This is a genomic window from Pseudonocardia sp. CA-107938 (assembly GCF_050936315.1).
Taxonomy (GTDB): domain Bacteria; phylum Actinomycetota; class Actinomycetes; order Mycobacteriales; family Pseudonocardiaceae; genus Pseudonocardia.
Genome location: NZ_JBNJNA010000001.1, coordinates 4,414,233 through 4,436,549 on the forward strand (window position 1 = coordinate 4,414,233; position 22,317 = coordinate 4,436,549).

23 protein-coding genes are annotated in these 22,317 nt (G+C 74.4%); 9 read left to right on the plus strand and 14 right to left on the minus strand.

Going from position 1 to position 22,317, the window contains the following annotated elements; all coding sequences use genetic code 11:
- Positions 1–74 precede the first annotated feature (74 nt).
- Positions 75–1,160: an erythromycin esterase family protein gene (locus ACQEVB_RS22010; protein ID WP_432974345.1), complete on the minus strand. Its 1,086-nt coding sequence runs from the start codon at positions 1,158–1,160 to the stop codon at positions 75–77.
- 32 nt (positions 1,161–1,192) lie between these two features.
- On the opposite strand from ACQEVB_RS22010, the gene ACQEVB_RS22015 reads away from it, so the two are divergent.
- Positions 1,193–2,329 carry a CaiB/BaiF CoA transferase family protein gene (locus ACQEVB_RS22015; RefSeq protein WP_432974347.1) on the plus strand — a complete coding sequence of 379 codons (1,137 nt, stop codon included), beginning with the start codon at positions 1,193–1,195 and terminating at the stop codon, positions 2,327–2,329.
- A gap of 10 nt (positions 2,330–2,339) precedes the next feature.
- Here the strand turns inward: ACQEVB_RS22015 and ACQEVB_RS22020 are convergent, their stop codons facing one another.
- The 11 genes from ACQEVB_RS22020 to ACQEVB_RS22070 all read right to left on the minus strand — a co-directional run bounded on the left by ACQEVB_RS22020 (position 2,340) and on the right by ACQEVB_RS22070 (position 12,696).
- Positions 2,340–3,110, minus strand: a complete 771-nt coding sequence (locus tag ACQEVB_RS22020) for a metallophosphoesterase family protein (protein ID WP_432974349.1) — start codon at positions 3,108–3,110, stop codon at positions 2,340–2,342.
- Between the two features lie 13 nt (positions 3,111–3,123).
- Positions 3,124–3,369 (minus strand): hypothetical protein, encoded by a 246-nt coding sequence (locus ACQEVB_RS22025; protein WP_432974351.1) that lies wholly within the window; start codon positions 3,367–3,369, stop codon positions 3,124–3,126.
- Positions 3,370–3,382: 13 nt separating this feature from the next.
- Positions 3,383–4,528 carry an anion permease gene (locus ACQEVB_RS22030; RefSeq protein WP_432974353.1) on the minus strand — a complete coding sequence of 382 codons (1,146 nt, stop codon included), beginning with the start codon at positions 4,526–4,528 and terminating at the stop codon, positions 3,383–3,385.
- Positions 4,529–4,646: 118 nt separating this feature from the next.
- Positions 4,647–6,068: an SDR family NAD(P)-dependent oxidoreductase gene (locus ACQEVB_RS22035; RefSeq protein WP_432974355.1), complete on the minus strand. Its 1,422-nt coding sequence runs from the start codon at positions 6,066–6,068 to the stop codon at positions 4,647–4,649.
- Positions 6,065–6,460, minus strand: coding sequence for a DUF4282 domain-containing protein (locus ACQEVB_RS22040; protein WP_432974357.1), 396 nt, complete (start codon positions 6,458–6,460; stop codon positions 6,065–6,067). Before ACQEVB_RS22040 ends, ACQEVB_RS22035 begins: the two co-directional genes overlap by 4 nt.
- Before the next feature lie 21 nt (positions 6,461–6,481).
- Positions 6,482–8,857, minus strand: a complete 2,376-nt coding sequence (hrpB, locus tag ACQEVB_RS22045) for an ATP-dependent helicase HrpB (protein WP_432974359.1) — start codon at positions 8,855–8,857, stop codon at positions 6,482–6,484.
- A 70-nt stretch (positions 8,858–8,927) separates the two neighbouring features.
- Positions 8,928–9,818 carry a hypothetical protein gene (locus ACQEVB_RS22050; protein WP_432974361.1) on the minus strand — a complete coding sequence of 297 codons (891 nt, stop codon included), beginning with the start codon at positions 9,816–9,818 and terminating at the stop codon, positions 8,928–8,930.
- Positions 9,815–10,648 carry a PhzF family phenazine biosynthesis protein gene (locus ACQEVB_RS22055; RefSeq protein WP_432974362.1) on the minus strand — a complete coding sequence of 278 codons (834 nt, stop codon included), beginning with the start codon at positions 10,646–10,648 and terminating at the stop codon, positions 9,815–9,817. Before ACQEVB_RS22055 ends, ACQEVB_RS22050 begins: the two co-directional genes overlap by 4 nt.
- Entirely contained in the window at positions 10,648–11,424 is a 777-nt protein-coding gene (locus tag ACQEVB_RS22060; protein ID WP_432974364.1) for an AIM24 family protein, read from the minus strand. Before ACQEVB_RS22060 ends, ACQEVB_RS22055 begins: the two co-directional genes overlap by 1 nt.
- Entirely contained in the window at positions 11,421–12,071 is a 651-nt protein-coding gene (locus ACQEVB_RS22065) for an AIM24 family protein (RefSeq protein WP_432974366.1), read from the minus strand. Before ACQEVB_RS22065 ends, ACQEVB_RS22060 begins: the two co-directional genes overlap by 4 nt.
- Position 12,072: 1 nt before the next feature.
- On the minus strand, positions 12,073–12,696 hold the full coding sequence (locus ACQEVB_RS22070; protein ID WP_432974368.1) for an AIM24 family protein: 624 nt from the start codon (positions 12,694–12,696) through the stop codon (positions 12,073–12,075).
- Positions 12,697–12,757: 61 nt separating this feature from the next.
- Between ACQEVB_RS22070 and ACQEVB_RS22075 the strand changes: the two genes are divergently transcribed.
- The 6 genes from ACQEVB_RS22075 (at position 12,758) to ACQEVB_RS22100 (ending at position 16,996) form a co-directional block, all read left to right on the plus strand.
- Positions 12,758–13,330, plus strand: a complete 573-nt coding sequence (locus tag ACQEVB_RS22075) for a YdeI/OmpD-associated family protein (RefSeq protein ID WP_432974370.1) — start codon at positions 12,758–12,760, stop codon at positions 13,328–13,330.
- A gap of 112 nt (positions 13,331–13,442) precedes the next feature.
- Positions 13,443–13,862, plus strand: a complete 420-nt coding sequence (locus tag ACQEVB_RS22080) for a DUF6069 family protein (protein WP_432974372.1) — start codon at positions 13,443–13,445, stop codon at positions 13,860–13,862.
- A 19-nt stretch (positions 13,863–13,881) separates the two neighbouring features.
- Positions 13,882–14,229, plus strand: a complete 348-nt coding sequence (locus tag ACQEVB_RS22085) for a YciI family protein (protein ID WP_432974374.1) — start codon at positions 13,882–13,884, stop codon at positions 14,227–14,229.
- Positions 14,230–14,239: 10 nt separating this feature from the next.
- Positions 14,240–15,433 (plus strand): RNA polymerase sigma factor, encoded by a 1,194-nt coding sequence (locus ACQEVB_RS22090; RefSeq protein WP_432974376.1) that lies wholly within the window; start codon positions 14,240–14,242, stop codon positions 15,431–15,433.
- Positions 15,434–15,451: 18 nt separating this feature from the next.
- Positions 15,452–16,255, plus strand: a complete 804-nt coding sequence (locus ACQEVB_RS22095; protein WP_432974378.1) for a DUF427 domain-containing protein — start codon at positions 15,452–15,454, stop codon at positions 16,253–16,255.
- Between the two features lie 66 nt (positions 16,256–16,321).
- Positions 16,322–16,996, plus strand: coding sequence for a hypothetical protein (locus ACQEVB_RS22100; protein ID WP_432974380.1), 675 nt, complete (start codon positions 16,322–16,324; stop codon positions 16,994–16,996).
- Positions 16,997–17,008: 12 nt separating this feature from the next.
- Here the strand turns inward: ACQEVB_RS22100 and ACQEVB_RS22105 are convergent, their stop codons facing one another.
- A complete protein-coding gene (locus ACQEVB_RS22105) occupies positions 17,009–17,839 on the minus strand; it encodes an ABC transporter permease (protein ID WP_432974382.1) in 831 nt (276 codons plus the stop codon).
- The gene (locus tag ACQEVB_RS22110; protein ID WP_432974384.1) at positions 17,836–20,583 is read right to left on the minus strand and encodes an alpha/beta fold hydrolase; all 2,748 of its coding nucleotides are present in this window, start codon (positions 20,581–20,583) and stop codon (positions 17,836–17,838) included. The genes ACQEVB_RS22105 and ACQEVB_RS22110 overlap by 4 nt, the downstream gene beginning before the upstream one ends.
- A gap of 119 nt (positions 20,584–20,702) precedes the next feature.
- Here ACQEVB_RS22110 and ACQEVB_RS22115 point away from each other — a divergent pair, with 119 nt between their 5' ends.
- Together ACQEVB_RS22115 and ACQEVB_RS22120 are read left to right on the plus strand one after the other, a co-directional pair.
- On the plus strand, positions 20,703–21,050 hold the full coding sequence (locus tag ACQEVB_RS22115) for a YciI family protein (RefSeq protein WP_432974386.1): 348 nt from the start codon (positions 20,703–20,705) through the stop codon (positions 21,048–21,050).
- Positions 21,047–22,270, plus strand: coding sequence for an RNA polymerase sigma factor (locus ACQEVB_RS22120; protein WP_432974388.1), 1,224 nt, complete (start codon positions 21,047–21,049; stop codon positions 22,268–22,270). Before ACQEVB_RS22115 ends, ACQEVB_RS22120 begins: the two co-directional genes overlap by 4 nt.
- The last annotated feature ends 47 nt before the right edge of the window (positions 22,271–22,317 follow it).

Consider the following 22,317-nt stretch of genomic DNA (forward strand, 5'->3'; position numbering starts at 1 on the left):
CCGCCCCTCCGTCGAGAACGACCTTGTCGTGATCAACAGGCCCTGTTGATCACGACAAGGTCGTTCTCGACGCGTCACTCCAGCGCGGCCGGGCTGATCGTCGGCAGCACCAGCATGCCGTCGAACGCGGCGGCCACGTCCACCTCGGCGTGCAGGTGGGCGTGCCGCAGGCCCGTGGGGCGCAGGTCACCGGACCGCAGGTCGAGGAACGTCGGCTCGCCGATCGCGCCTACCGCGGCCTCGACGCTGCCGGGGGCCGGCGGGTCGAGCGGGTGCGCGTCGACGGCTATGCCGTGGCGGGCGTCGTCGTCCAGGCGGGCCAGCGTGGTCGTGCCCGCGACCGCGGTGAGGCCGAGGACCCGGTAGCCGGCGCCCAGCTCGGCAGCCAGGTAGGTGCCGGCTGACCGGACGTGGACGCCCGGCACCAGCGGGACCGGGATCCGCTGGGCGTGCCCGTTGTGCAGGAGCAGCACGATCCGGGCTCCGGGGTGGAGGCGGCGCAGCAGACGCACGCTCTCGGCCATGTAGACGTCGCGCGACGACACGACCAGGCCGCTCGCCTGACCGGACAGCAGCGCGGTCAGCTCCCGCTGCTGCTCGTCGAGCCGCAGCGCGCCGAGGGCGAGGTGCCGGGCGACCGGGTCGGCGGTGGTGGCCTCCACGTGCAGCAGCAACCGGGCCAGCGCCGTGGTGGCGGCGTCGCGCTCGGCAGGGGAGAGCGCCGCGTACCGCTCGGGCGCGGCGCCGTTGTTGGCCGCGGCGTACCGCTCGGTGGCGGCGATCGCCGCCTCCACCGGCTGGCCCGCGAGCAGGTCGAGGGCGGGTCGTGGGGTGCCGCCCGACCCGGGTACGTCCAGCCCGGCGAACGTGACGCCGCCGCGCTCGCGCAGCCACTGCAGCAGCTCCCGGGTCTCGGGGGCGTCGCCGAACCGGAAGGTGAACCCGGCCGCGGTGTCGAGGTCGGCGACCTCCCCGCGCAGCCACGCGTCGACGTGCAGCCCTTCGGCGAAGCCGCTCTCCATCGCGACCACCGTGAAACCCAGCTCGTCGACGAGCCGGCGCACCAGGTCCCGCCGCACCTCGCCGAACTCGCGGACGTGGTGGTTGTTCTCCCCGATCGCGACGACCTGCGCGTCACCGACGAACGCCGTGATGTCCATCCCGTTCCCCCCTTGCAGTGCATGATCGAGCAGTGACCGGTTCTCCCCTCGACGGGATCATCGTGGTGGCCTGCGAGCAGGCGGTGGCCGCCCCCTTCGCCACCCGCCAGCTCGCCGAGCTGGGCGCCCGCGTGATCAAGGTGGAGCGGCCGGGCTCCGGCGACTTCGCCCGCGACTACGACACCGCCGTGCACGGCCTGTCCAGCCACTTCGTGTGGCTGAACCGGTCGAAGGAGTCGGTGGCGCTCGACCTCAAGGCCGAGGCCGACACGGTGCTGCGGCTGCTGGCGCGGGCCGATGTCTTCGTGCAGAACTTCGCCCCGGGTGCCGCCGAACGGCTCGGGCTCGGCGCCGACGCGCTGCGTGCCCGCTTCCCCCGGCTGGTCACCTGCTCGATCTCGGGGTACGGCCCCGACGGGCCCTACCGCGACGCCAAGGCGTACGACCTGCTCGTCCAGGCGGAGACGGGGGTGGTGGCGGTGACCGGCACCCCGGACGAGCCGGCCAAGGCCGGGATCCCGGTCGCCGACATCGCCGCCGGCATGTACGCGTTCTCCGGCATCCTGGCCGCCCTCTACGAGCGCGAGCGCACGGGCCGCGGCCGGCACGTCGAGATCAGCATGTTCGACGCGCTCGTCGAGTGGATGGGCTTCCCGCTGCAGTACACCGCCGGCAGCGGGTCGGCGCCGCAGCGGGCCGGGATCAGCCACGCCGCCATCGCCCCGTACGGCGCGTTCGCCGCGGGCGACGGCGGCGAGGTCGTGCTCGGCATCCAGAACGAGCGCGAGTGGGCGGCGTTCTGCGCGCAGGTGCTGCAGCGGCCCGAGCTGGCCACCGACCAGCGGTTCGCCACCGGCGCGGCCCGGTTGGCCAACCGACCTGCGCTGCACGCCGCGATCGACGCCGTCTTCGCGCAGCTCACGGCCGCCGAGGTCGTCGCCCGGCTGGACGCGGCGCGGATCGCGAACGCCCGCCGCCGCGAGGTCGAGGACGTGCTCGACCACCCGCAGCTCGTCGCGCGCGAGCGGTGGACCGAGGTCGACTCCCCGGCCGGGCCGGTACGGAGCCTCCGGCCCCCGCTGGAGCCCGCGCACCTCGGCCCGATCCCGGCGCTCGGCGAGCACACCAACGCCGTCCGCGCCTGGCTGGACGAGCCCACGTCGCGCTGAGACCCGACGTCTAGGCGGGGCGGGCGTCCAGCGGTACCGAGGTGGCGAGCGCTGTGTCGGGGAACAGGTCGATGCGGCTCAGCGACGGCGCGACGACCACGCGCAGGTCGGTGCCGCGCGGCGGCAGCGAGTCCAGCGCGACGTGCACGGATCCGCTGGTCCAGACGGGGATCCCGGCCAGCGTGCCGGCCGTGGCGGAGTGCACGTGGCCGCCGACCACGATCCGCACGTCGGTGCCGGCGAGGACGGCGCCGAGCGCGGCCCGGTCACGCAGTTCGATCTCCCGGGCGGCCGCCAGGCCGTGCGGCAGCGGGGCGTGGTGCAGCGCGAGCACGGTGCCCGCCGGCGCCGGCTCGGCCAGCTCGGCGCGCAGCCATTCCAGCTGGGCCGGCCGCAGCTCGCCGTGCCCTTCGCCGGGCACGGTGCTGTCCAGTACCACGACCCGCAGCCCGTCCAGCCACGTGACGTGGTCGAACGGCGAGTCGTCCGCGGCCAGCCCGGCCAGCTCGACGCGCAGGGCCGTCCGGTCGTCGTGGTTGCCGGCGACCAGCACGACCGGTACCGGGACCTGCTCCACCACGCTCCGCAGCCGCCGGTACTCCGCCGGCCGGCCGTGCTCGGTCAGGTCGCCGGTGAGCAGGACGGCCGTGACCGGGCGTGCCGCCGTCACGGCGGCGAGCGCCCGTTCGAGCACGGGCAGCGTGTCGCCCGTCGGCCACGGGTCGTGCTCCTCGCGGACGTGCAGGTCGGTCAGCTGGATCAGCGTGTGCGTGGGTTCCACCCGACCGATCCTGCTAGCCGAACAGGTGGGCGAGCACGTCCTTTGCGACGATGCCCAGCCCGAACAGCACGATCAGCGTCACGACGGCGAGGCAGGCGTACCCGACGGCCGTGCCGGCGGCCGGGCTGAGCGCGCTCTGCGGCCCGCTCTCCCGCGCCGAGAAGCCGACCATCGCGAACGCGACCAGCGCGACCACGATCACCGTCACCGCCAGCGAGACACCGGCGACCAGCAGCAACGCACCCCAGTTGATCGTCATTGCGGTGCCCCTCTCAGGCCGCGGCCGCGACCGGCTGCTTGCCGGCGGGCACGTCGTTGACGTTGTCGGCGGTGACCGGCTTGCGGCGGGACGCGGCGAAGATCCCGCCGGACAGCGCGACCACGACGAGGACGACCAGCACCGTGCCCAGCGCGCCCGTGTTGGTGACGAGCGCGGCGATGGCCCCGACCGCCGCCGCGGCGGGCAGCGTGAGCAGCCACGCGAGCGCCATCTGCCCGGCCACGCTCCAGCGGACGGTCGCGAGGCGTCGACCGGCGGCTGCGCCGAAGATCGAGCCGGACGCGACCTGCGTGGTGGACAGCGCGAAGCCGAGCGAGGACGACGCCAGGATCAGCACGCCGCTGGTGGTCTCCGCGGCGAAGCCCTGCGGCGTCTCGATCTCGCCGACCCGCTTGCCCAGCGTGCGGATGATCCGCCACCCGCCCAGGTAGGTGCCCAGCGCGATCGCCGCCGCGCAGACGAACTTGACCCAGAACGGCACCCCGTCGGCGGGGGTCAGCAGCTGCGCACCGATAAGGGTCAGCGTGATCACGCCCATGGTCTTCTGCGCGTCGTTCGTGCCGTGGGCCAGCGCGACCATCGAGGCCGACACGATCTGCCCGGCCTTGAAGCCGGCGCGCACCGTGTTCTCCCCGCCCCGTTCGGCGATCCGGTAGCCGATGTAGGTGGCGACGAGCGCCACGATCCCGGCGACGATCGGGGAGAGGACGGCCGGCAGCAGGACGGCGGTGATGATCCCGCCGAACTTGATGGCGCCGGTGCCCAGCGCCACCAGCATCGCGCCGATCAGGCCGCCGAACAACGCGTGCGACGAGCTGGACGGCAGCCCGAGCAGCCAGGTCAGCAGGTTCCACAGGATCGCGCCGCACAGCCCGGCGAAGATGATCTGCGGGCCGATCCCGCTCGCGATGATCTGGTTCTGGTCGAACAGGTCCTTCGAGATCGTCGTCGCGACGGTGACCGACAGGAAGGCACCGACGAAGTTCAGCGCGCCCGCGATGATCACGGCCGTGCGCGGTTTCAGCGCGCCGGTGGCGATCGACGTGGCCATCGCGTTGGCCGTGTCGTGGAATCCGTTCGTGAAATCGAACGCCAGCGCGGTCACCACGACCACGACGACGATCAGGGTGAGATCCATCGAGGCGCCCCTCCTTCGGGTGTCGGAGCGACGCTACGAGGCCGGAACGAACGGAACGTGAACGCGCAACCACATCCAGGAAGGGGCGAATCGGGCGAAAGCGCGATTCAGGAGAACGTCACCACGGGGACGGCTGGTAGTCCTTGAGGAAGCAGCCGCAGAGGTCCTCGCCGGCTTCGCCCCGGACGATCGGGTCGTACACGCGGGCTGCCCCGTCGACCAGGTCCAACGGTGCGTGGAAGCCCTCCTCGGCCAGCCGGGCCTTGGTCGGGTGCGGCCGCTCGTCGGTGATCCAGCCCGTGTCGACGGCCGTCATGAGGATCCCGTCCGTGGCCAGCATCTCACCGGCGCTGGTGCGGGTGAGCATGTTCAGGGCGGCCTTGGCCATGTTGGTGTGCGGGTGGCCGGGGCCCTTGTACTTGCGGGAGAACTGGCCCTCCATCGCCGACACGTTCACCACGTACTTCCGCCGGGCGGGCGCGGCTGCCAGCGCCGGCCGCAACCGGCTGACCAGCAGGTACGGCGCCGTCTGGTTGCACAGCTGCACCTCGAGCAGCTCGAGCGGGTCGATCTCGTGCACCACCCGGCTCCAGCTGTTCGCCGCCGCGGTGTCGGGCACCAGACCGCCCGCGTCGACGGCGGCCTCCAACGTGGGCGTGGCGGCGGTCAGGGCCAGCGCCGTGACGGCGTGCGCGGGGATCGCCGCACCCTGCTCCAGCGCGTGCGGGTGCGCGGACCCGACGTGGCCGAACGTGATGGTCTCGACGAGCTCCGGAGCCGGTTCCTGCTCGGCCGCGGCCAGCGCCGCGTACGAGCCGGGTGGGCGGCGGACCGTCTGCGCGGCGTTGTTGATCAGGATGTCGAGGTGCCCGCGGCTCGCGACGTCGTCGGCGAGCGCGACGACCTGGGCGGGGTCGCGCAGGTCGATGCCCACCACGCGCAGCCGGTGCAGCCAGTCGGCGCTGTCGGGAAGGGCGGCGAACCGGCGCACCGCGTCGTTCGGGAAGCGGGTCGTGATCGTCGTCTCGGCGCCGTCACGCAGCAGCCGCAGCGCGATGTACATGCCGATCTTGGCCCGGCCGCCGGTGAGCAGCGCGCGGCGGCCGGTGAGATCGGTGCGCGCGTCCCGCTTGGCGTGGTGCTGGGTGGCGCAGGTGGGGCAGAGCTGGTGGTAGAACGCGTCGACCAGCGTGTAGCGCTGCTTGCAGACGTAGCAGGCGCGGGCCACCCGCAGCTCGCCCGCGACGGGCCCGGCCGCCCGCGCGGACAGCGGCAGGCCGGCCGTCTCGTCGTCGATCCGGCCGGGGGCGCCGGTCGCGGTGGCCGCCGTGACGGCACGGTCCGCGGCCAGTACCTCAGCCCGCTTGGCCGCGCGGCGCTGCTTGCGCACCGCCTTGAAGATGCGGGCCGTCGCGCGCCGCACGGCGACCGCGTCGGGGTGGTCCTCCGGCAGGTCCTCGACCGCGGACAGCACGGCCAGCGCCGTGCGCAGATCGGCGGGGTCGATGCCGGGAAGGATCCCCGGGTCGAGCAACGTCATGCCTGCAGTTTCTCCTGAGGGCTCGGCGGCGCCGCCGCCGGCCTGCGGGGGCCGCGCAGGAACGCGATCCGCGGCATGCCCTCGGCGATGTCGTCGACCATGCCCTCCACGCGGGCGAAGCCCTCGGCCAGGCCCGAGGTGAGCTGCGGCAGCCGCGAGAACTCGACGACCAGCTCGACCACGACGCGGAGGACGGCGAACGCCACCGCCGCGCCGATCGGCACCACGACCAGGGCGATCAGCCCCAGCCACCAGGCGAGCAGGAACGCGCCGACGACCAAACCGATCGCGGCCACCGCCAGCGCGCCGACCAGGCCCAGGTAGATCAGGGGGAGCAGGCGCGGGGTCATCCTGGTCTCGAACGAAGGGTCGAGCACGTCGCGAACCTTCATGGTGCTAACTGTAGCAAGCGATCAGCTAACGGGGTTCTCCGGCCACGCGTGCTTGGGGTAGCGGCCGCGCAGCTCCGCCCGCACCAGCGGGTAGCCGGTCGTCCAGAACGACGCGAGATCGCTCGTCACGGCCGCCGGCCGGCCGGCCGGGGAGAGCAGGTGCAGGACGAGCGGCAGCCGTCCGCCGGCCACGGCCGGTGTCGACGTCGCCCCGAGCAGTTCCTGCAGCTTGACGGCGAGCACCGGTGGGTCGGCGGAGTAGTCCACGGCGTACTTCCGGCCGGACGGCAGTTCGACGCGCTCGGGCGCCAGCTCGTCCAGCCGCCCGGCCGTGCGCCAGTCGAGCAGGGCGCGCAGCAGCGGCGCGACGTCGATCTTCGCCAGGTCGGCGCGGGTGCGGGCGCGGCCGAGGTGCGGGGACCACCATTCGTCGGGTTGGCCCGTCAGTGCATCATCGCTCACATCGGGCCACGGATCGCCCAGCACCCTGTGCAGCGTCGCGATCCGGTCCCGGAGCGAGCGCGCGTGCGCGGTCCAGCGCAGCAGGCCGGGGCCCTCGGCGCGCAGGCCGGCGAGCAGCGCGGCGCGCAGCCGGTCGGGATCCGGGCGGTCCAGCCGGCGCTCGTCGAGCACGATCGCGCCGAGGCGGCGCACATGCCGGGCCACGACGTCGCCGCGCTCCCACGCCACCTCGTCGTCCTCGGTGAGCAGGGCGGGGGCGGCCAGCTCGGCCAGCTCACGATCCGCCGCCGCGGCCAGCCGCACCCGGCCGTGCACGGCACCGGGTGTCCGGTCGGCCACGGCGACGGCCAGCCACTCCTGGCCGGTCAGCGGGCTGCCCGCGGCCAGCTCGACCGCGGTGCCGCCGGCCAGGAGGTAGACGTTCCCGCCGCCCGGACGCCGCCGGGCCAGCCGCTCTGGCTGGGCCAGCGCCACGACCAGCGCCGACGATCGAGCGCCCGGCGCGGCGGCGTCCGGCACGCGGTCCTCGAGGCGCCGCACTTCCTGCCGCCAGCGCCCACCTCGACCGCGGAGGGCGCGCAGGGCCGTCTCGACGTCGTCGGTGTCGGTGACCGAGTCGTCGTCGAGCAGCGCGACGACCTCGGCGGCCAGCCGGCGGCCGACCAGCGCGGACCCGTCCAGCAGGGCCCGCCCGAGCCGCGGGTGCAGGCCGAGGGCGGCGATGCGGCGGCCGCGGTCGGTGATCGCGTCGCCGTCCAGCGCGCCGAGGGCGCGCAGCACCTCCTGGCCGGCGCGCAGCGGGCCGTCCGGCGGTGGGTCCCACCAGGAGAGGCCGGAACCGTCGGGCGTGCCCCACTCGGCGAGGTCGAGGGCCAGCCGGGTGAGGTCGGCGGTGCGGATCTCCGGCTCCGGATAGCGCGGCAGCAGCTCGCCCTCCGGCCAGCAGCGCAGGACCCGACCCGGACCCTCCCGGCCGGCCCGCCCGGCGCGCTGGTCGGCGACCGCGGCCGACACCCGCACGGTGACGAGGCCGGCGAGACCCCGGCGGTGGTCGGTGCGCGGCACGCGAGCCAGTCCGGCGTCGACGACGGCGCGCACCCCCGGCACGGTGAGGCTCGACTCGGCGACGGCCGTGGCCAGCACGATCCGCCGCCGTGGGCCCGGGGTGAGCGCCCGGTCCTGCTCCGCAGCCGGCAGCCGGCCGTGCAGGGGCAGGACGTCGGCGTCGAGACTGCCGAGGGCGGTCTGGGTACGCCGGATCTCGGCGGCGCCGGGGAGGAACGCGAGCACGTCGCCCGGGCCGTCGAGCAGCGCCCGGACGGCGCGGGCCACGCACGCCTCGACCCGCTCGCCGCGCACCGGCGGCAGGTACCCGGTCTCGACGGGGAAGGCGACGCCCGGCACCTCGATGACCGGCCCGGCGAGCAGCTCGGCCAGGCGGCCGGTCGCGACGGTGGCCGACGTGGCGAGCAGGCGCAGGTCCGGCCGCAGCCCGGCGCGGGCGTCGAGCAGGAGCGCGAGCAGCAGGTCGGCGTCGAGGTGGCGCTCGTGGCACTCGTCGAGCACGACGGCGGCGATGCCGGCCAGCTCGGGGTCCGCAGCCAGCCGGCGTAGCAGCAGACCCGACGTGACGACCTCGACGCGGGTCCGCGCGGACGCCTTGCGGTCACCGCGCACCGCGTACCCGACGGTCTCGCCGACCCGTTCGCCGAGCAGCGCGGCCATGCGGGCGGCGGCCGCCCGGGCGGCGAGCCGCCGGGGCTCGGCCACGAGCACCCGCCCTTCCCCCGTCGCGGCGAGCGCCAACGGGACGAGCGTGGTCTTGCCGGTACCGGGCGGCGCGACGAGCACGGCGGCGCCGTGCTCGTCGAGGGTGGCGGTGATGCGGTCGAGGTGCCCGCGCACGGGCAGGTCGGGCAGGGCCGGCAGTTTCACGACGTCACACACCCAGTGCGGTCCTCACACACGCTGCAGCATGTGTGACGACCGCACTCGGTGTGTGACGTCACTGCTCCAGCTCGGCGAGGCGGGCTCGGGCCCGTTCCGCGCGGGCCGTCGCGGCGCCGGCGGCCCTGGCCGACTCCTTCGCCGTCGACGCGGCCGCGCGGGCCGCAGCCGCGGTGGTGCGTTCCTTCTCGCGGGCCTCCTCCAGCTCGTGCACCAGGTCGGCGACGTGCTCCTTGGCGTCGGCGTGGGCGGACTCGGCGTCCTCGCGGGCGGCCTCGTCCTCGTCGCGCTGCGCGATCGCGGCCGACTCCGCCGCCTCCGCGTCCTCGACGGCCCGGCGCCGCTCGGCCAGCTCGCGCTCGCGGCGCTCCCGCTCGGCCTTGCCCGCGTCCGCCGGCTCCGGCTCGGGGGCGGGTTCGCGCGGCGCAGGTGGCGCCGGCCGGGTGGCCCGGGTGGGCACGGCGTCGGGGTCGCTCGGCGGGCCGAACCCGCTGTAGGCGATGGTGCGGGTGAGCTGGCCCGAGCGCACCTCGTCGGCGACGGCGGGGTCGGCCAGTGCGGCCTGCAGGATCTCCTGCAGCTCGCGCAGCACCGACTCGCCGGCGTTGTCACCGGACTCGTACGCGAGCCGGCCGGCCTCGCGAGCCATCGCGGCGACGAGCCGGTTGCGCTGCGAGGACAGCGCCCGCAGCTGCGGCCCGTCGAGTGTGCGCTGGGCGTCGGCCAGGTCGCCGCCGAGCGCGAGCAGCCCGTCGAGCTGCTCGCCGCGCTTGCGGGCCAGCAGGTTCGCCAGCCACGCGGCCTTCGTCGGGCGGCGCAGGCGCGCGATGGCCTTGGCCAGGTCCTTGTCGCCGTCGGCCTTCGCCGCGGCGACGGCGTCGTCGCGGATGGGCACGAACTCGTCGGGCCGCGCCTCGTACAGGCGATCGACGACCTCTTCCAACGTCATGTGATCGGTACCGCCGTCCCGCTGACGCCCACACCCGAGGTCGCGTCGAACACGTCGACGGTGATCAGGCTGGGCCGCCCCATGTCGACGCCCTGGTGGATCGTGATCCGGGTGGGCGGGGTGATCAGGCCGAGCCCGCGAAGGTAGCCGGCGAACGCGGCCGCGGCCGCACCGGTGGCCGGGTCCTCCACCACGCCACCGGGCGGGAACGGGTTGCGCGCGTGGAACACCGTCTCGGACTCGCGGTGCACCAGCGCGACCGTCGTCCAGTCGCGGGCGGCCATGAGCGCGCCGAGCCGTTCGAAGTCGTAGTCCAGGTCGGCCAGCCGTTCCCGCGTCGCCGCCGCGAGCACCGGGTGCGATGCCCCCGCGTAGGCGACGCGCGGCGGCAGCGCCGGGTCGAGCTCGCCGCTGCTCCAGCCCAGCGCGGCGAGCAGCTCGTCGACGTCCTCCTCCGCGATCTCCGAGGTCCGCGGCGGGACGCTGACCAGCGTCGCGACGGTGCCGTCCGCTCCCTTGACGGTCTGCACCGGCACCTCGCCGACCGGCGTCATCAGCCGCAGCAGCCCCGTCCCGTTCCGGTCGGCGTGCGCGACGGCCGAGGCGATCGTCGCGTGCCCGCAGAACGGCACCTCGGCGAGCGGGCTGAAGTACCGCACGTCGACGACGCCGACACCCCTGTTGACCAGGAACGCGGTCTCCGAGTACCCGACGTCGGCGGCGACCGCCTGCATCTCGGCCTCGGTGGCCCCGGAGGCGTCGAGCACGACCCCGGCCGGGTTGCCACCCGCGGGATCGGTCGTGAACGCCGAGTAGCGCAGCACCTCCATCAGCGCTGCTGTCCGGCCAACCGCGACTGGATGGTCTGCTGCAGCTGCTGCAGCCCGGGGATGCCCAGCGTCTGCACCTGGCCCTCCAACTGGCGCAGCAGCTGCGGGTCGGAGACCCCCTTCTCGCTCGACTGCAGCAGCACCGTGCCGGCGCCGGTGAAGTCGAACTGGCGTTCCTCTCCCGAGTTCGAGCCGAAGAAGCCCATGGCGGCGCCGAGGAAGCCCTGCATCCAGTTGGCGTCGTAGTGGTGCGACGGCGACGGGCAGTCGGCCCAGCCGACGAGCGCGTCCGGGTCGACCCGGATCGGCGGCTCCGCGAAGATCACCGGCCCCGAGCTGGACGCGAGGAACTTGCCCGTGCCGATCAGCGTGAGGAACCCGGGCACGATCGACTGCTTCAGCTCCAGCGTCGCGTCGAACGCCAGCAGGTTGGCCGCGCGCAGCGTCAGGTTGCCGTCGTCGAGGTCGTAGCTGTTGATGTCGTAGCCGCGGTCGCCGAGGATCAGGTGCCCCGACCCGTTGGCCACCACCCAGTCACGCGTGTAGAGCGGCGCGGAGAACCGCGTCGCCACCATGCCCGCCAGGCTGGTGGCCGCGAGCGGCTCGAAGCGGATGCCCTGGCTGTGCGGCGCCGGGTAGTAGGCGATCATGCGGCCGGTCTGCATGAACAGCTGCCCGTCGAGCTTCACGCAGTACGCGTAGTGGTTGCCGGGGATGTTGTCGTTGTCCGGCAGGGTCATGGGGTTCAGCGGGGCAGGGGGTGCGCCGTCGCTCATATCTTCTGCTCCGATGCCTGGACGTAGACGGTGCCGGTGCCGGTGCACTTGAGCTGGATGGCCTCGCCGGAGCCCCGGCCGACGGCGTCGCGCCAGCCCACGGACGCCGAGATGTCGACGTTCACCTGCCCGACGTGCGCGACGTAGGCCTGCGGGTCGACCGAGACCGGCCCCATCGGCCCGACGGGGACGGCGATCGTGCCGCCGTGCGAGATGACCGCGGCGGTGCCGTAGCCGTGCAGCTGCGTGGTGAACAGGCCCTGCCCGCTCACCGCCCCGCGGACGGCGCCGCGGATGCCGCCCTGCTGGCCGAGGAACACGACCGTGGACTGCAGCGCGGCGTCGTGGGCGAGCAGCCGGTCGGCCTCCACCGACAGCGGTCCGCTGCCGTCCAGCTCGATGATCGTGACGTAGAGGCCGCGGAAGCCGTAGTAGACGCTGCCCTGGCCCTGGGCGACCATCATCGCCACCTGCTCGCCGGACATCATCCGGCCGGCGAACCCGCCGACCCCGCCGCCGCCCATGTGCACCGGCGAGAACGAGACGGCGCCGGTGTAGGCGAGCATCGCGCCACGGCGGGCGAGGATCTCCCGGCCGGGCTCGACGGTCGTGGAGACGACCTTGCTGTTGACGCTCGAGAAACCCATGTCAGCGCTCCTCGGGCTGGATGTAGACGACACCCTGGCCGTCGAACCGCAGGGAGAACGCCTCGCCGCTGGACTCGCCGATCAGGTTGCGCCACGACACGTCGGTGACCACGGTCTGGTTGAGCTGGCCGCGGCTCGCGATGAACGCGTCCTTGTCGACCACCAGCGGGAACTGCGGCGTGACCTCCAGCGCGATCGGCGGCCCGCCCGCCGACAGCAGGGCCACCGTGCCGTACCCCGTGACGGACGTCGTGAACAGGCCCTGGCCCGACGACATCCCGCGGATCCCGGAGAACGCGACGTCGGTGGTGAGCTTGTCCGAGAGCGCGAGCAGTTGCTCCGACTCGGCCTTGAGCGTGTCGCCCTGCAGCTCGACGAGTATCACGTCCATCGCGTCCTTGGCGAACCACACCGTGCCGCTGCCGGAGCAGGTCATCAGCGGCAGCGACTCGCCCGTGGCGCGCCGCTTGATGCCCGCCATGAACCCGTCGCCGCCGCCCATGCCGGCGTTCTTGAACTGCACCTGGCCCGTGTAGGCGACCATCGAGCCCGTCGACGCGCGGACGGCGTCGCCGGAGATGTCCACCGCCAGCATGCGGGGACTGTCGAGCCGGAACGACTGCATGGCCGCGATCCTGGCACAGGACCGGACCGATCGGACACGATCACCTGCCACCATGGCCGGCGTGCGCGAGGACGCCGAGCGGATCCAGCCCGAGACCATCGAGCAGTGGCGGGCCTGGCTCGCCGAACACCACGCCCGCGGCAGCGGGGTGTGGCTGGTGACGTGGAAGGCATCGGCACCCGGCCCCACCCTCGGCTACGAGGAATGCGTGGAGCAGGCGCTCTGCTTCGGCTGGGTCGACAGCAGCGCCCGCGGCCTCGACGAGCAGCGGACGATGCTGTGGTTCGCCCCGCGCCGGCCGGGCAGCGGTTGGGCACGCACCAACAAGGCGCGCATCGAACGGCTCACCGCCGCCGGGCTGATGGCGCCGGCCGGGCAGGCCGTGATCGACGCCGCGCGCGCCGACGGCTCCTGGACGCTCCTCGACGACGTCGAGGACCTCGTCGTGCCACCGGACCTCGCCGACGCGCTGGCGGCCGTGCCTCCGGCCCGGGAACGCTTCGACGCGTTCCCGCCGTCGGTGCGCCGGGCGATCCTCGCCTGGATCGTGACTGCGAAACGGCCCGCGACCAGGGCGTCCCGCATCGCGACGACCGCCGAGAAGGCCGCGCGCGGGGAGCGTGCGCAGGGCTGAGGAAAAAACTCCGGAAAAAGTTCGGCGGACGTGTCGAACGGCGTCGTGCCCGTTCGTGGCCATGGTGAGAGAGCGGCAACCGCGCCGGTCTCCCCAACCACCGGAGGTCCCCATGTCCACCGCCACCGTCTCCGCCGCCCGCACCGCCGCTGCCGCCCCGTCGTACGGCTCCCTGCTGCTCTCCGGGGCGGCCGCCACCGTCGGCGCGGCCGTCGCCACCGCGCTCGTGGCCGCCGCCGGTCAGGCCGTCGGCATCAGCACCGCCGTCGCGGGACAGGAGATCCCGGCGTCCGGGTTCGGCGTCATGACGGTGATCTTCGCGGTGCTCGGCCTGGTCATCGCCACCGCGCTGCGCCGGTTCGCCCGTCGCCCGCGCACCGCGTGGCTGCGCACCACCGTCGTGCTGACCGCGCTGTCGTTCGTGCCCGACGTGCTCGCCGACGCCGCCGTGTCGACCAAGGTCCTCCTGATGGTGACCCACGTCGTGGCGGCTGCCATCGTGATCCCCGCCGTCGCCCGTCGGCTGTCCTGACGATGAAGGAGCCTTTGCCGTGCACTACCTGCTGAGCGTCATCAACGACGAGAGCCTGCCCCCGCTGAGCGACGCCGACCGGGACGCCAGCTTTGCGCGGACCGGCGAGGTCAACGACGAGATGAAGGCGAAGGGCGTCTGGGTGTTCGGCGGGGGGTTGCTGAGCTCGGACAACGCCACCGTCGTCAAGGTGCAGAACGGCACGGCCACGACGACCGACGGGCCCTTCGCCGAGACGAAGGAACAGCTGGGCGGGTTCTGGGTCATCGAGACCGACGACCTCGACGAGGCACTGGCCTGGGCGGAGAAGGCGACCGTGGCCTGCGGGGCCCCGATCGAGGTGCGCCCGTTCGACGGGCTCGCCTGAGCGGCGCGCGATGGATCGCACGGACATCTCGGCCGTCTACCGCGACGAGTACGGCCGCTGCGTCGCCACCCTGACCCGCCTCCTCGGCGACATCGGGCTCGCCGAGGAGGCCGTCCAGGACGCGTTCGCGGTGGCCGTGGAGAAGTGGGAGGTCCTGCCGCCCAACCCGGGCGCCTGGATCGTCACCACGGCGCGCAACCGGGCGATCGACCGGATCCGCCGCGAGTCCACCCGCGAGGCCCGCCACGTGCAGGCCCTGATGCTGCAGCAACCCGACGAGCCGGAGGAGGAGGTGGGACCGGTGCGTGACGACCAGCTGCGCATGATCTTCACCTGCTGCCACCCGGCACTCTCCCCGCTGGCGCAGACTGCGCTCACCCTGCGCCTGCTCGGCGGGCTGGAGGTACCCGAGATCGCCCGCGCCTACGTGGTGCCCGAGGCCACCATCTCCCAGCGCATCGTGCGGGCCAAGAAGAAGATCCGCGACGCCGCCATCCCGTACCGCGTGCCCGAGGCGGCGGAGCTGCCCGACCGCCTGCCGCCCGTGCTCACCGTCCTCTACCTGATCTTCAACGAGGGCTACGCGGCGTCGACGGGCCCGCTGCTGCGCACCGACCTGTGCCAGGAGGCGATCCGCCTGGCCCGCGCACTGGCGGACCTGATGCCCGACGAGCCCGAGGTGCTGGGGCTCCTCGCACTGCTGCTGCTCAGCGAGGCCCGCCGCCCGGCCCGCGTCGACCCGTGTGGTGAGCTGGTGCGGCTCGCCGACCAGGACCGCAGCCTCTGGAACGCCGAGCTGATCGCCGAGGGCCACGAGCTGGTCCGCCGCTGCCTGCGCCGCGACCGGCCCGGCCCGTACCAGATCCAGGCCGCGATCAACGCCGTGCACACCGACGGCCCGGCCACCGACTGGACGCAGGTGCTCGCCCTCTACGACCAGCTCCTCCAGCACGTCCCGACGCCGATCGTCGCGCTCAACCGGGCCGTGGCCGTCGCCGAGGTGCACGGGCCCGCGGCCGCGCTCGCCGCCGTCGACGAGCTCGACATCCCCGGCTACCACCTGCTGCCCGCCACCCGGGCCGACCTGCTCAGCCGCCTCGACCGCCACGACGAGGCCCGGGCCGCCTACGACGCCGCCATCGCGCTCGCCGGCAACGAGACCGAACGGGCGTTCCTGCAACGTCGCCGCGCGGAACTCTCCTGACCTGGGAGCATTGCGGGCATGGCCATCCGCGTCCGCGACACGTTCTCCCAGGTGCTCGGCGAGCTGCGCCACGAGCCCACCGCGAAACGGGTGCGTGCATTCGTCGGCGACGAGGTCGTCGTCGACACCACCGAGGCGGAGCTGTTCTGGGAGCCGCGCCGGGTGGTGCCCTGCTACGCGGTGCCGCTCGCCGCGATCCGCACCGCGGTCGTCGAGGGGGCGGAGGTGGACGGCAGCGGCAGCGACCTGGTCGGCCTGCGCCTGCCCGCGGTGTCGGAGCGGCCGGTGCTCGACCCGTCCATCCCGTTCGCGGTGCACACCACCCCCGGCCGGGTGCTCGACGTCGGCGGCCGCGCCGGGTTCGCCCCGGCCGAGCTGCCCGGCTACGTGGCTCTCGACTTCGCCGCGTTCGACGCCTGGTTCGAGGAGGAGCGGCCGACCGTCGGGCACCCGCGCGACCCGTTCCACCGCATCGACGCGCTGCCCTCCACCCGGTCGGTCCGCATCGAGCACGACGGCCAGGTGCTGGCCGAGTCGAGCCGGCCGGTGCTGGTGTTCGAGACGATGCTCCCGACGCGGTTCTACCTTCCCCGGGACGACGTGCGCGCCGCCCTGGAGCCCAGCCCCACCCGGACCACCTGCGCCTACAAGGGGCACGCGAGCTACTTCACCGCGGCCGGGCTGCCCGACATCGCCTGGAGCTACCCCGAACCGCAGGAGGAGCTGACACGGCTCCGCGACCTCGTCTGCTTCTTCGACGAGCGCCTCGACGTGACGGTCGACGGGGTGGCCCGCCCCCGCCCGGTGACCCCCTGGTCGTAGAGGGGATCACACGACGGGGATCGTCGCAGGTGGTGCCGGGTGGGGGCGACCGCGTCAGACTGTGGTGTGCCCGCTGACCAGTTGCGCCCGGACGACGCCGCGATCCGTCGCGCGCTGGCCGAGTGCATGACGCTGGTCGACATCGACGACGCGATGGGGTGGGCGCCCGGAACGGCCAGGCGACGCCGGTGGCGCTCGGCCGAGCAGGGCGGTCTGCCCAACGCCGACGCCGAGATCGGCGGCGTGGCCCTGTGGTTCCGGCGCACGATCGAGGAGTGGGGATCCCGTCCACGTCAGGCGGCGCGCGGTCGAGGGCGCCCCCGCGGAGGTGACATCGCCGTCACCGCGACCGATCCGCCGGCAGCGGAACCGGCCGATCTCCCCGACGAGCACCCGGAGCCGCCGAGCCCACCTGCACCGGAACCCCGCACCGCCCTGCCGCCGCCGGACGTGCCGGCAGCGGCCACGCCGGAACCGGTGGCCGCAGCCGAACGACCGGCCGAGCAGGACGCGCCACCGCTGGTGCCCGTCGACGATCTGGCGGAGGTGGCGTCGGGCCTGGACCTCGCCGTCGGGCAGACCGTGATCGCGGAGGTGCGCGGGGCGTGGCGAGAGGCCGTGGTGACGCACCGCGACCGGACGACGGTGCTGGTCGAGTACCAGCTCGACCCCGCCCCGCTCGGCGCTCGTGGCCAGCGCGTCGGGATCGACCGCGTGCGTCTCCCACCCGACGGCAGGTGAGGTCGCCGTGGGTCAGCTGGTGATGTCCTTCCTCGTGAACCGCCACACCGCGAGCCCGCCCAGCACGGTGGCGTAGAGCAGCGAGGAGAAGACGCCGCGGGTCATCGCGTCCCAGTCCACGTCGGTGGCCAGCAGGTTGGCCCAGGCCGTGCCGTAGTGGGTGGGCAGGTAGTCGCGCAGGCCTTCCAACGCCGTGATCTGGTCGAGGATCTGCGACACGATCGCCACCATCACGGTGCCGCCGACGGCGCCGAGCGGCGCGTCCGTGGACACCGACAGGAGCAGCGCCAGCCCCGCCACCCAGCCCAGGTACAGGACGAGGTAGACGGCGCCGAGCAGCACCCGGCCAGCGCCCGTCCAGAAGGGCAGGGACTCGCCGGTGGGGCTGACGAGGTCGTCGGCTCCGTACGCGAGCGCGCCCACGACGAGCGCGACGAGCGGCAGCAGCACGATCGCGGCGAACGACAGCAGCCCGGCGACGATCGCCTTCTGCCGCACCAGCCGGGCCCGGGGGATGGGCGCGGCGAGCAGGTAGCGCAGGCTCGACCACGACGCCTCGGACGCGACCGTGTCGCCGAAGAACAGCGCCACCACCACGACGAGCAGGAACGACGCCGAGGCGAACAGCGTGAACACGGCGAAGTTGGGGCCGCTGCCCTTGGCGAGGTCGACGAGGCTGAGCGAGCCCGTCGGCTGCGCGGCCGGCGCCACCGTGAACGCGAACCACAGGATCACCGGCAGGGCCGCGATCAGCCCGAACGCCACCTGGGTGCGGCGGCGCAGCAGCTGGCGGCGCAGCTCGACGTGGATCGGGAGGGTGCGTCCCACCTCGATGGTGCTCATGGCGTCGTGTCCTCTCCCACGAGCTGCAGGAACGCGTCCTCCAGCCGGCGCCGCGGCCCGGCCGACGCCACGTCCACCCCGGCCCCGACCAGCGCGCGGACGGCGGCGGCGCGCGGGGTCCCGTTGAGCATCGCGTGCACGGCGGTGCCGTCGACGGCGACGTCACGCACGCCGTCCAGGGCGGCGAGCACCTCCGCGGCCCGTTCCGGCGCGTCGACGGTGAACGAGGCGGCGCCGCCGCCCGCGATCACGTCGTCGACGGTGCCCTCGGCGACGACCGCGCCGTGGTGCATGACGACGACGTGCGTGCACGTCTGCTCCACCTCGGCCAGCAGGTGGCTGGACACGAGCACGGTGCGCCCGCCCGCGGCGTAGCGGCGCAGCACGTCGCGCATGGCGTGGATCTGGGGCGGGTCGAGCCCGTTGGTGGGTTCGTCGAGGACGAGCAGGTCGGGCAGGCCGAGCATGGCCTGGGCGATGGCGAGCCGCTGCCGCATGCCCTGGCTGTACGTGCCGACGCGGCGCTCGATCGAGCCGCCGAGCCCGGCGATCTCCAGCGCCTCCTCCAGGTGCGCGTCGGCGGTGGGACGACCGGTGGCGGCCCAGTACAGCCGCAGGTTCTCCGCGCCGGAGAGGTGCGGCAGGAACCCGGGACCCTCGACGAACGCGCCGATGCGGGCCAGCACCGGGGCGCCGGCGACGACGGGTGCGCCGAACGCGGTGATCGTGCCGGCCGAGGGCTGGATCAGGCCCATGAGCATGCGCAGCACGGTGGTCTTGCCGGCGCCGTTGGGGCCGAGCAGGCCCAGCACCATCCCGCGCTCGACGGTGAACGACACCTCGCGCACCGCGGTGAACCCGCCCTTGTACGTCTTGGCGAGACCGTCGATCACGAGCGGGGTGGCGGTCGGGTCGGGTTTTACGGCGGCCGGCCGCCGGCGCAGCCGCGCCACGATCCACGCCGCGAGCGCGGCGGCCAGCACGATCCCGATCCCGACGAGCGGGCCGGTCGGCACCGTGTTCGGCGCGACCGCCCGGCCGGCGACGGTCGGGACGGCGAGCCCGCCGCTCACACCGACCAGCCAGACCGCCGGCGCGGTGCTGCCGGAGTAGCCCTGGTCGGTGGTGGAGAACGACACGAGCAGGCGGTTGCCCGTCTCGATCGGCGCCACCACCGCGGGCAGCGTGACGGTGACCGTCGCGGCGCCGGCGTCCGGCACCAGCACCCGGATCGGGGCGACCGCGCTGCCGAGGAGGGTGCGGGTGCCGTCCGGGGTGACCTCGTAGGTCTTGCCGAACAGCACGGCCTCCGGGCCGGCGGGCTGGCCCGGGACCCGCGCCACGGTGAGCGTCACCCGTGGTGCCCCGGCGAGCAGCAGCGGCTGTGCCTGCTGAGCGGTCCTGAACTGGGCGGACTGGCCGGGCAGCTCGGCGGCGAGCGCGGCCACCCGGCCGGCGACGCTGCCCAGCGCGCTGCCGAACCCCGGCATCGACGTGAGCGCGGCCGGGTTGCCCCCGGCCGGGTTGAGTACCGGCTGCGGATCGCCGGTCAGCGCCTGCTGGTCGTCGACGACGGGGGCGGCGCCGGCGATGCCCGGGTAGGCGTCGGCGAGCACGGTGCGTCCGGTCGGGGTGGTTGCCCCGGCCCGGATCCCGCTCTGCACGGCGTACCGGAACGGGCTCTGCTCGCCCTGCGGGGCGATCCCGGCGAGGTGCTGGTCGAACCAGTCGCCGATGCGGGCGCGGGTGGCGGGGTCGGGCGGGCCGCCGTCGTGGCCGCCCGCGTACCAGATCACCGACACGGGCGTGCCGTGCGCCGCGATCTGGCGGGCGTTGGCATCGGCCTGGTCCAGCCCGAAGAGCGTGTCCGACTCGCCCTGGACGAGCAGCGTGGGCGCGGTGATGCGGTCGGTCACCGACGCGGGGGAGGAGCGCTGCAGCAGCGCCGACAGGGCCGCCGACGGGCGCCCGGTGGTGGCCGCCTCGGTGTAGCCGGCGCAGATGTCGGCGCGGAACCGGCCGCACGTCGCCGGGCCGGGCGGCGGCGGGGCGCCGGGTACGGCCGGGCCGAGGCCGGCGGAGAAGAACATCCCGGCCCAGCCGCGCTTGAACACCCCGTCGGGGGCGAACGCGGTGCGCGCCGGGCTGTCGACGGGCGGCGCGGTGGCCGCGGCGGCGTTCGGGAACAGCGCCTGGCCCAGGTCGTTCCAGGTGATCACGGGCGCGATGGCGTCGATGCGCCGGTCGTACCCGGCGAGCAGCAGTGACAGCGCGCCGCCGTAGGACCCGCCGGTGACGCCCACCCGCGGGTCGCCCGGCCCGTCCAGCACGACCTCGGGACGGGCGGCGAGCCAGTCGACGAGCCGCTGCGCGTCGGCGACCTCGTGGTCGGGGGAGTCGAGGCCGATCTGCCCGCCGCTCTTCCCGAACCCGCGCGCCGACCACGTGAGCACCACGAACCCGCGCGCGACCAGCTCGCGCGCGTCGGCGTCGACGGAGGCCTTGCTGCCGCCGAACCCGTGCGCGACGAGCACCGCCGGGGCCGGGGTCGTCGCCGGCAGGTAGAGGGTGGTGTCCAGGTCGACGGAGCCGTTCACGCCCGGGCCGCCGGGCACGGTGATGCGCTGCTCGGTCGCCCCGGGCGGCGGCGGTCCGGGCGTCGGGCTGGTGGTCGCGTACGCGGGCGCGGGCAGCAACGCCAGCACGCCGAGGGCGGTGGCGACCGCGAGGAGGGCTCGGCGCACCTGACGACGGTATGCGACGGACGTCCCCGCCCGACGGGACGACCTCAGAACTTTCTCAGCGGTGTGTCGAGCGGCACGGGCGCCGTTCGTCGGTGAGTATCCGAACCGGAGGAGGAGACATGCGATACGTGATGTTCATCTGTGGTGACGGCACCGAGGCCGACGTCGACCTGTCCACCGAGACCGAGGCGTGGGTCGCGGAGATGGAGGGTCGCGGCGTGCGCGTCACCGGTGACCGGCTGCGGCCCGTCGCCGACACGACGACGGTGCGCGTGCGCGACGGCGAGCCGCTGGTGACCGACGGCCCGTTCGCCGAGGGCACCGAGGTGATCGGCGGGTTCGACCTGCTGGAGTGCGCCGATCTCGACGAGGCGCTGGAGGTGGCCGGCAAGCACCCGTGGGCCGCGTACGGCGGCATCGAGCTGCGGCCGGTGTGGGAGTGGCTCGGCCCGGCCTCGCAGGCGTGACCGATCCCGTTGCTGCTGCCGTCGAGGCCGCGTTCCGCGACGAGCGCGGGCAGGTGCTCGCCACCGTCATCGGGTTGGTGGGTGACTGGGAGCTGGCCGAGGACTGCGTCGCCGACGCGTTCGCCGGGGCCTTGACGGCCTGGCGGCGCGACGGCGTCCCGGACCGGCCCGGCGCATGGCTGACGGTCGTCGCGCGCAACCGCGCACGGGACCGGCTGCGCCGGGCCGGCGTGGAGCAGCGCAAGCTCGCGGAGGTCGCCGAGATGCTGCCCGAACTGGAACCCGAACCGCTCGACGACTTCCCCGACGAGCGGCTGAAACTGATCTTCACGTGCTGCCACCCGGCGCTCGCACCGGAGGCGCGGGTGGCGTTGACGTTGCGCACCCTCACCGCACTGACGACGCCCGAGATCGCGCGGGCGTTCCTCGTGCCCGAGCCGACGATGGCGCAGCGGCTCGTGCGCGCCCAGCGCAAGATCCGCAACGCCGGCATCCCGTACCGCGTGCCGCCTGCGCACCTGCTGCCCGAACGGACCGCGGGCGTGCTCGCGGTGCTCTACCTGCTCTACCGGGAGGGCTACGCGGCGTCGACGGGCGACCTGGTGCGGTCGGAGGTGTCGGCGGAGGCGATCCGGCTCGCCAGGGCGCTGGTCGCGTTGATGCCGGACGAGCCGGAGGCCGTCGGGCTGCTGGCGCTGATGCTCCTGCAGGACGCCCGCCGCCCGGCCCGGCTCGACGGTGCCGGCGAGCTGGTGCTGCTCGCCGACCAGGACCGGACGCGCTGGGACCGGGCGCTCATCGAGGAGGGCGTCGCGCTGCTCGACGGGGCCCTGCGGCGCCGCCGGGCGGGCGCCTACCAACTGCAGGCCGCGATCGCCGCCGAGCACGACCGTGCGCCGAGCGCGTCCGAGACGGACTGGGCCGAGATCGTCCGGCTCTACGACGAGCTGCTGCGCGTGCTGCCGAGCCCGGTGGTGCGGCTCAACCGGGCCATCGCCGTCGGTGAGGCGGACGGGCCCGGCGTGGCCCTGCCGCTCGTGGAGGAGCTGGCCGGGCAGCTGCCCCGCCACCACCTCCTGCCGGCCACCCGGGCGGACCTGCTGCGCCGTCTCGGCCGCACGGCGGAGGCGGAGGCCGCGTACCGGGAAGCGCTGGGCTTGGCCCCGACGGCAGCGGAGCAGCGGTTCCTGGAGAAGCGGTTGGCCGAGCTCGGCGGGTAGCGCCAGGCTCGGGTGATGACGGCAAGGCCACCTTCAGGACCGATTCC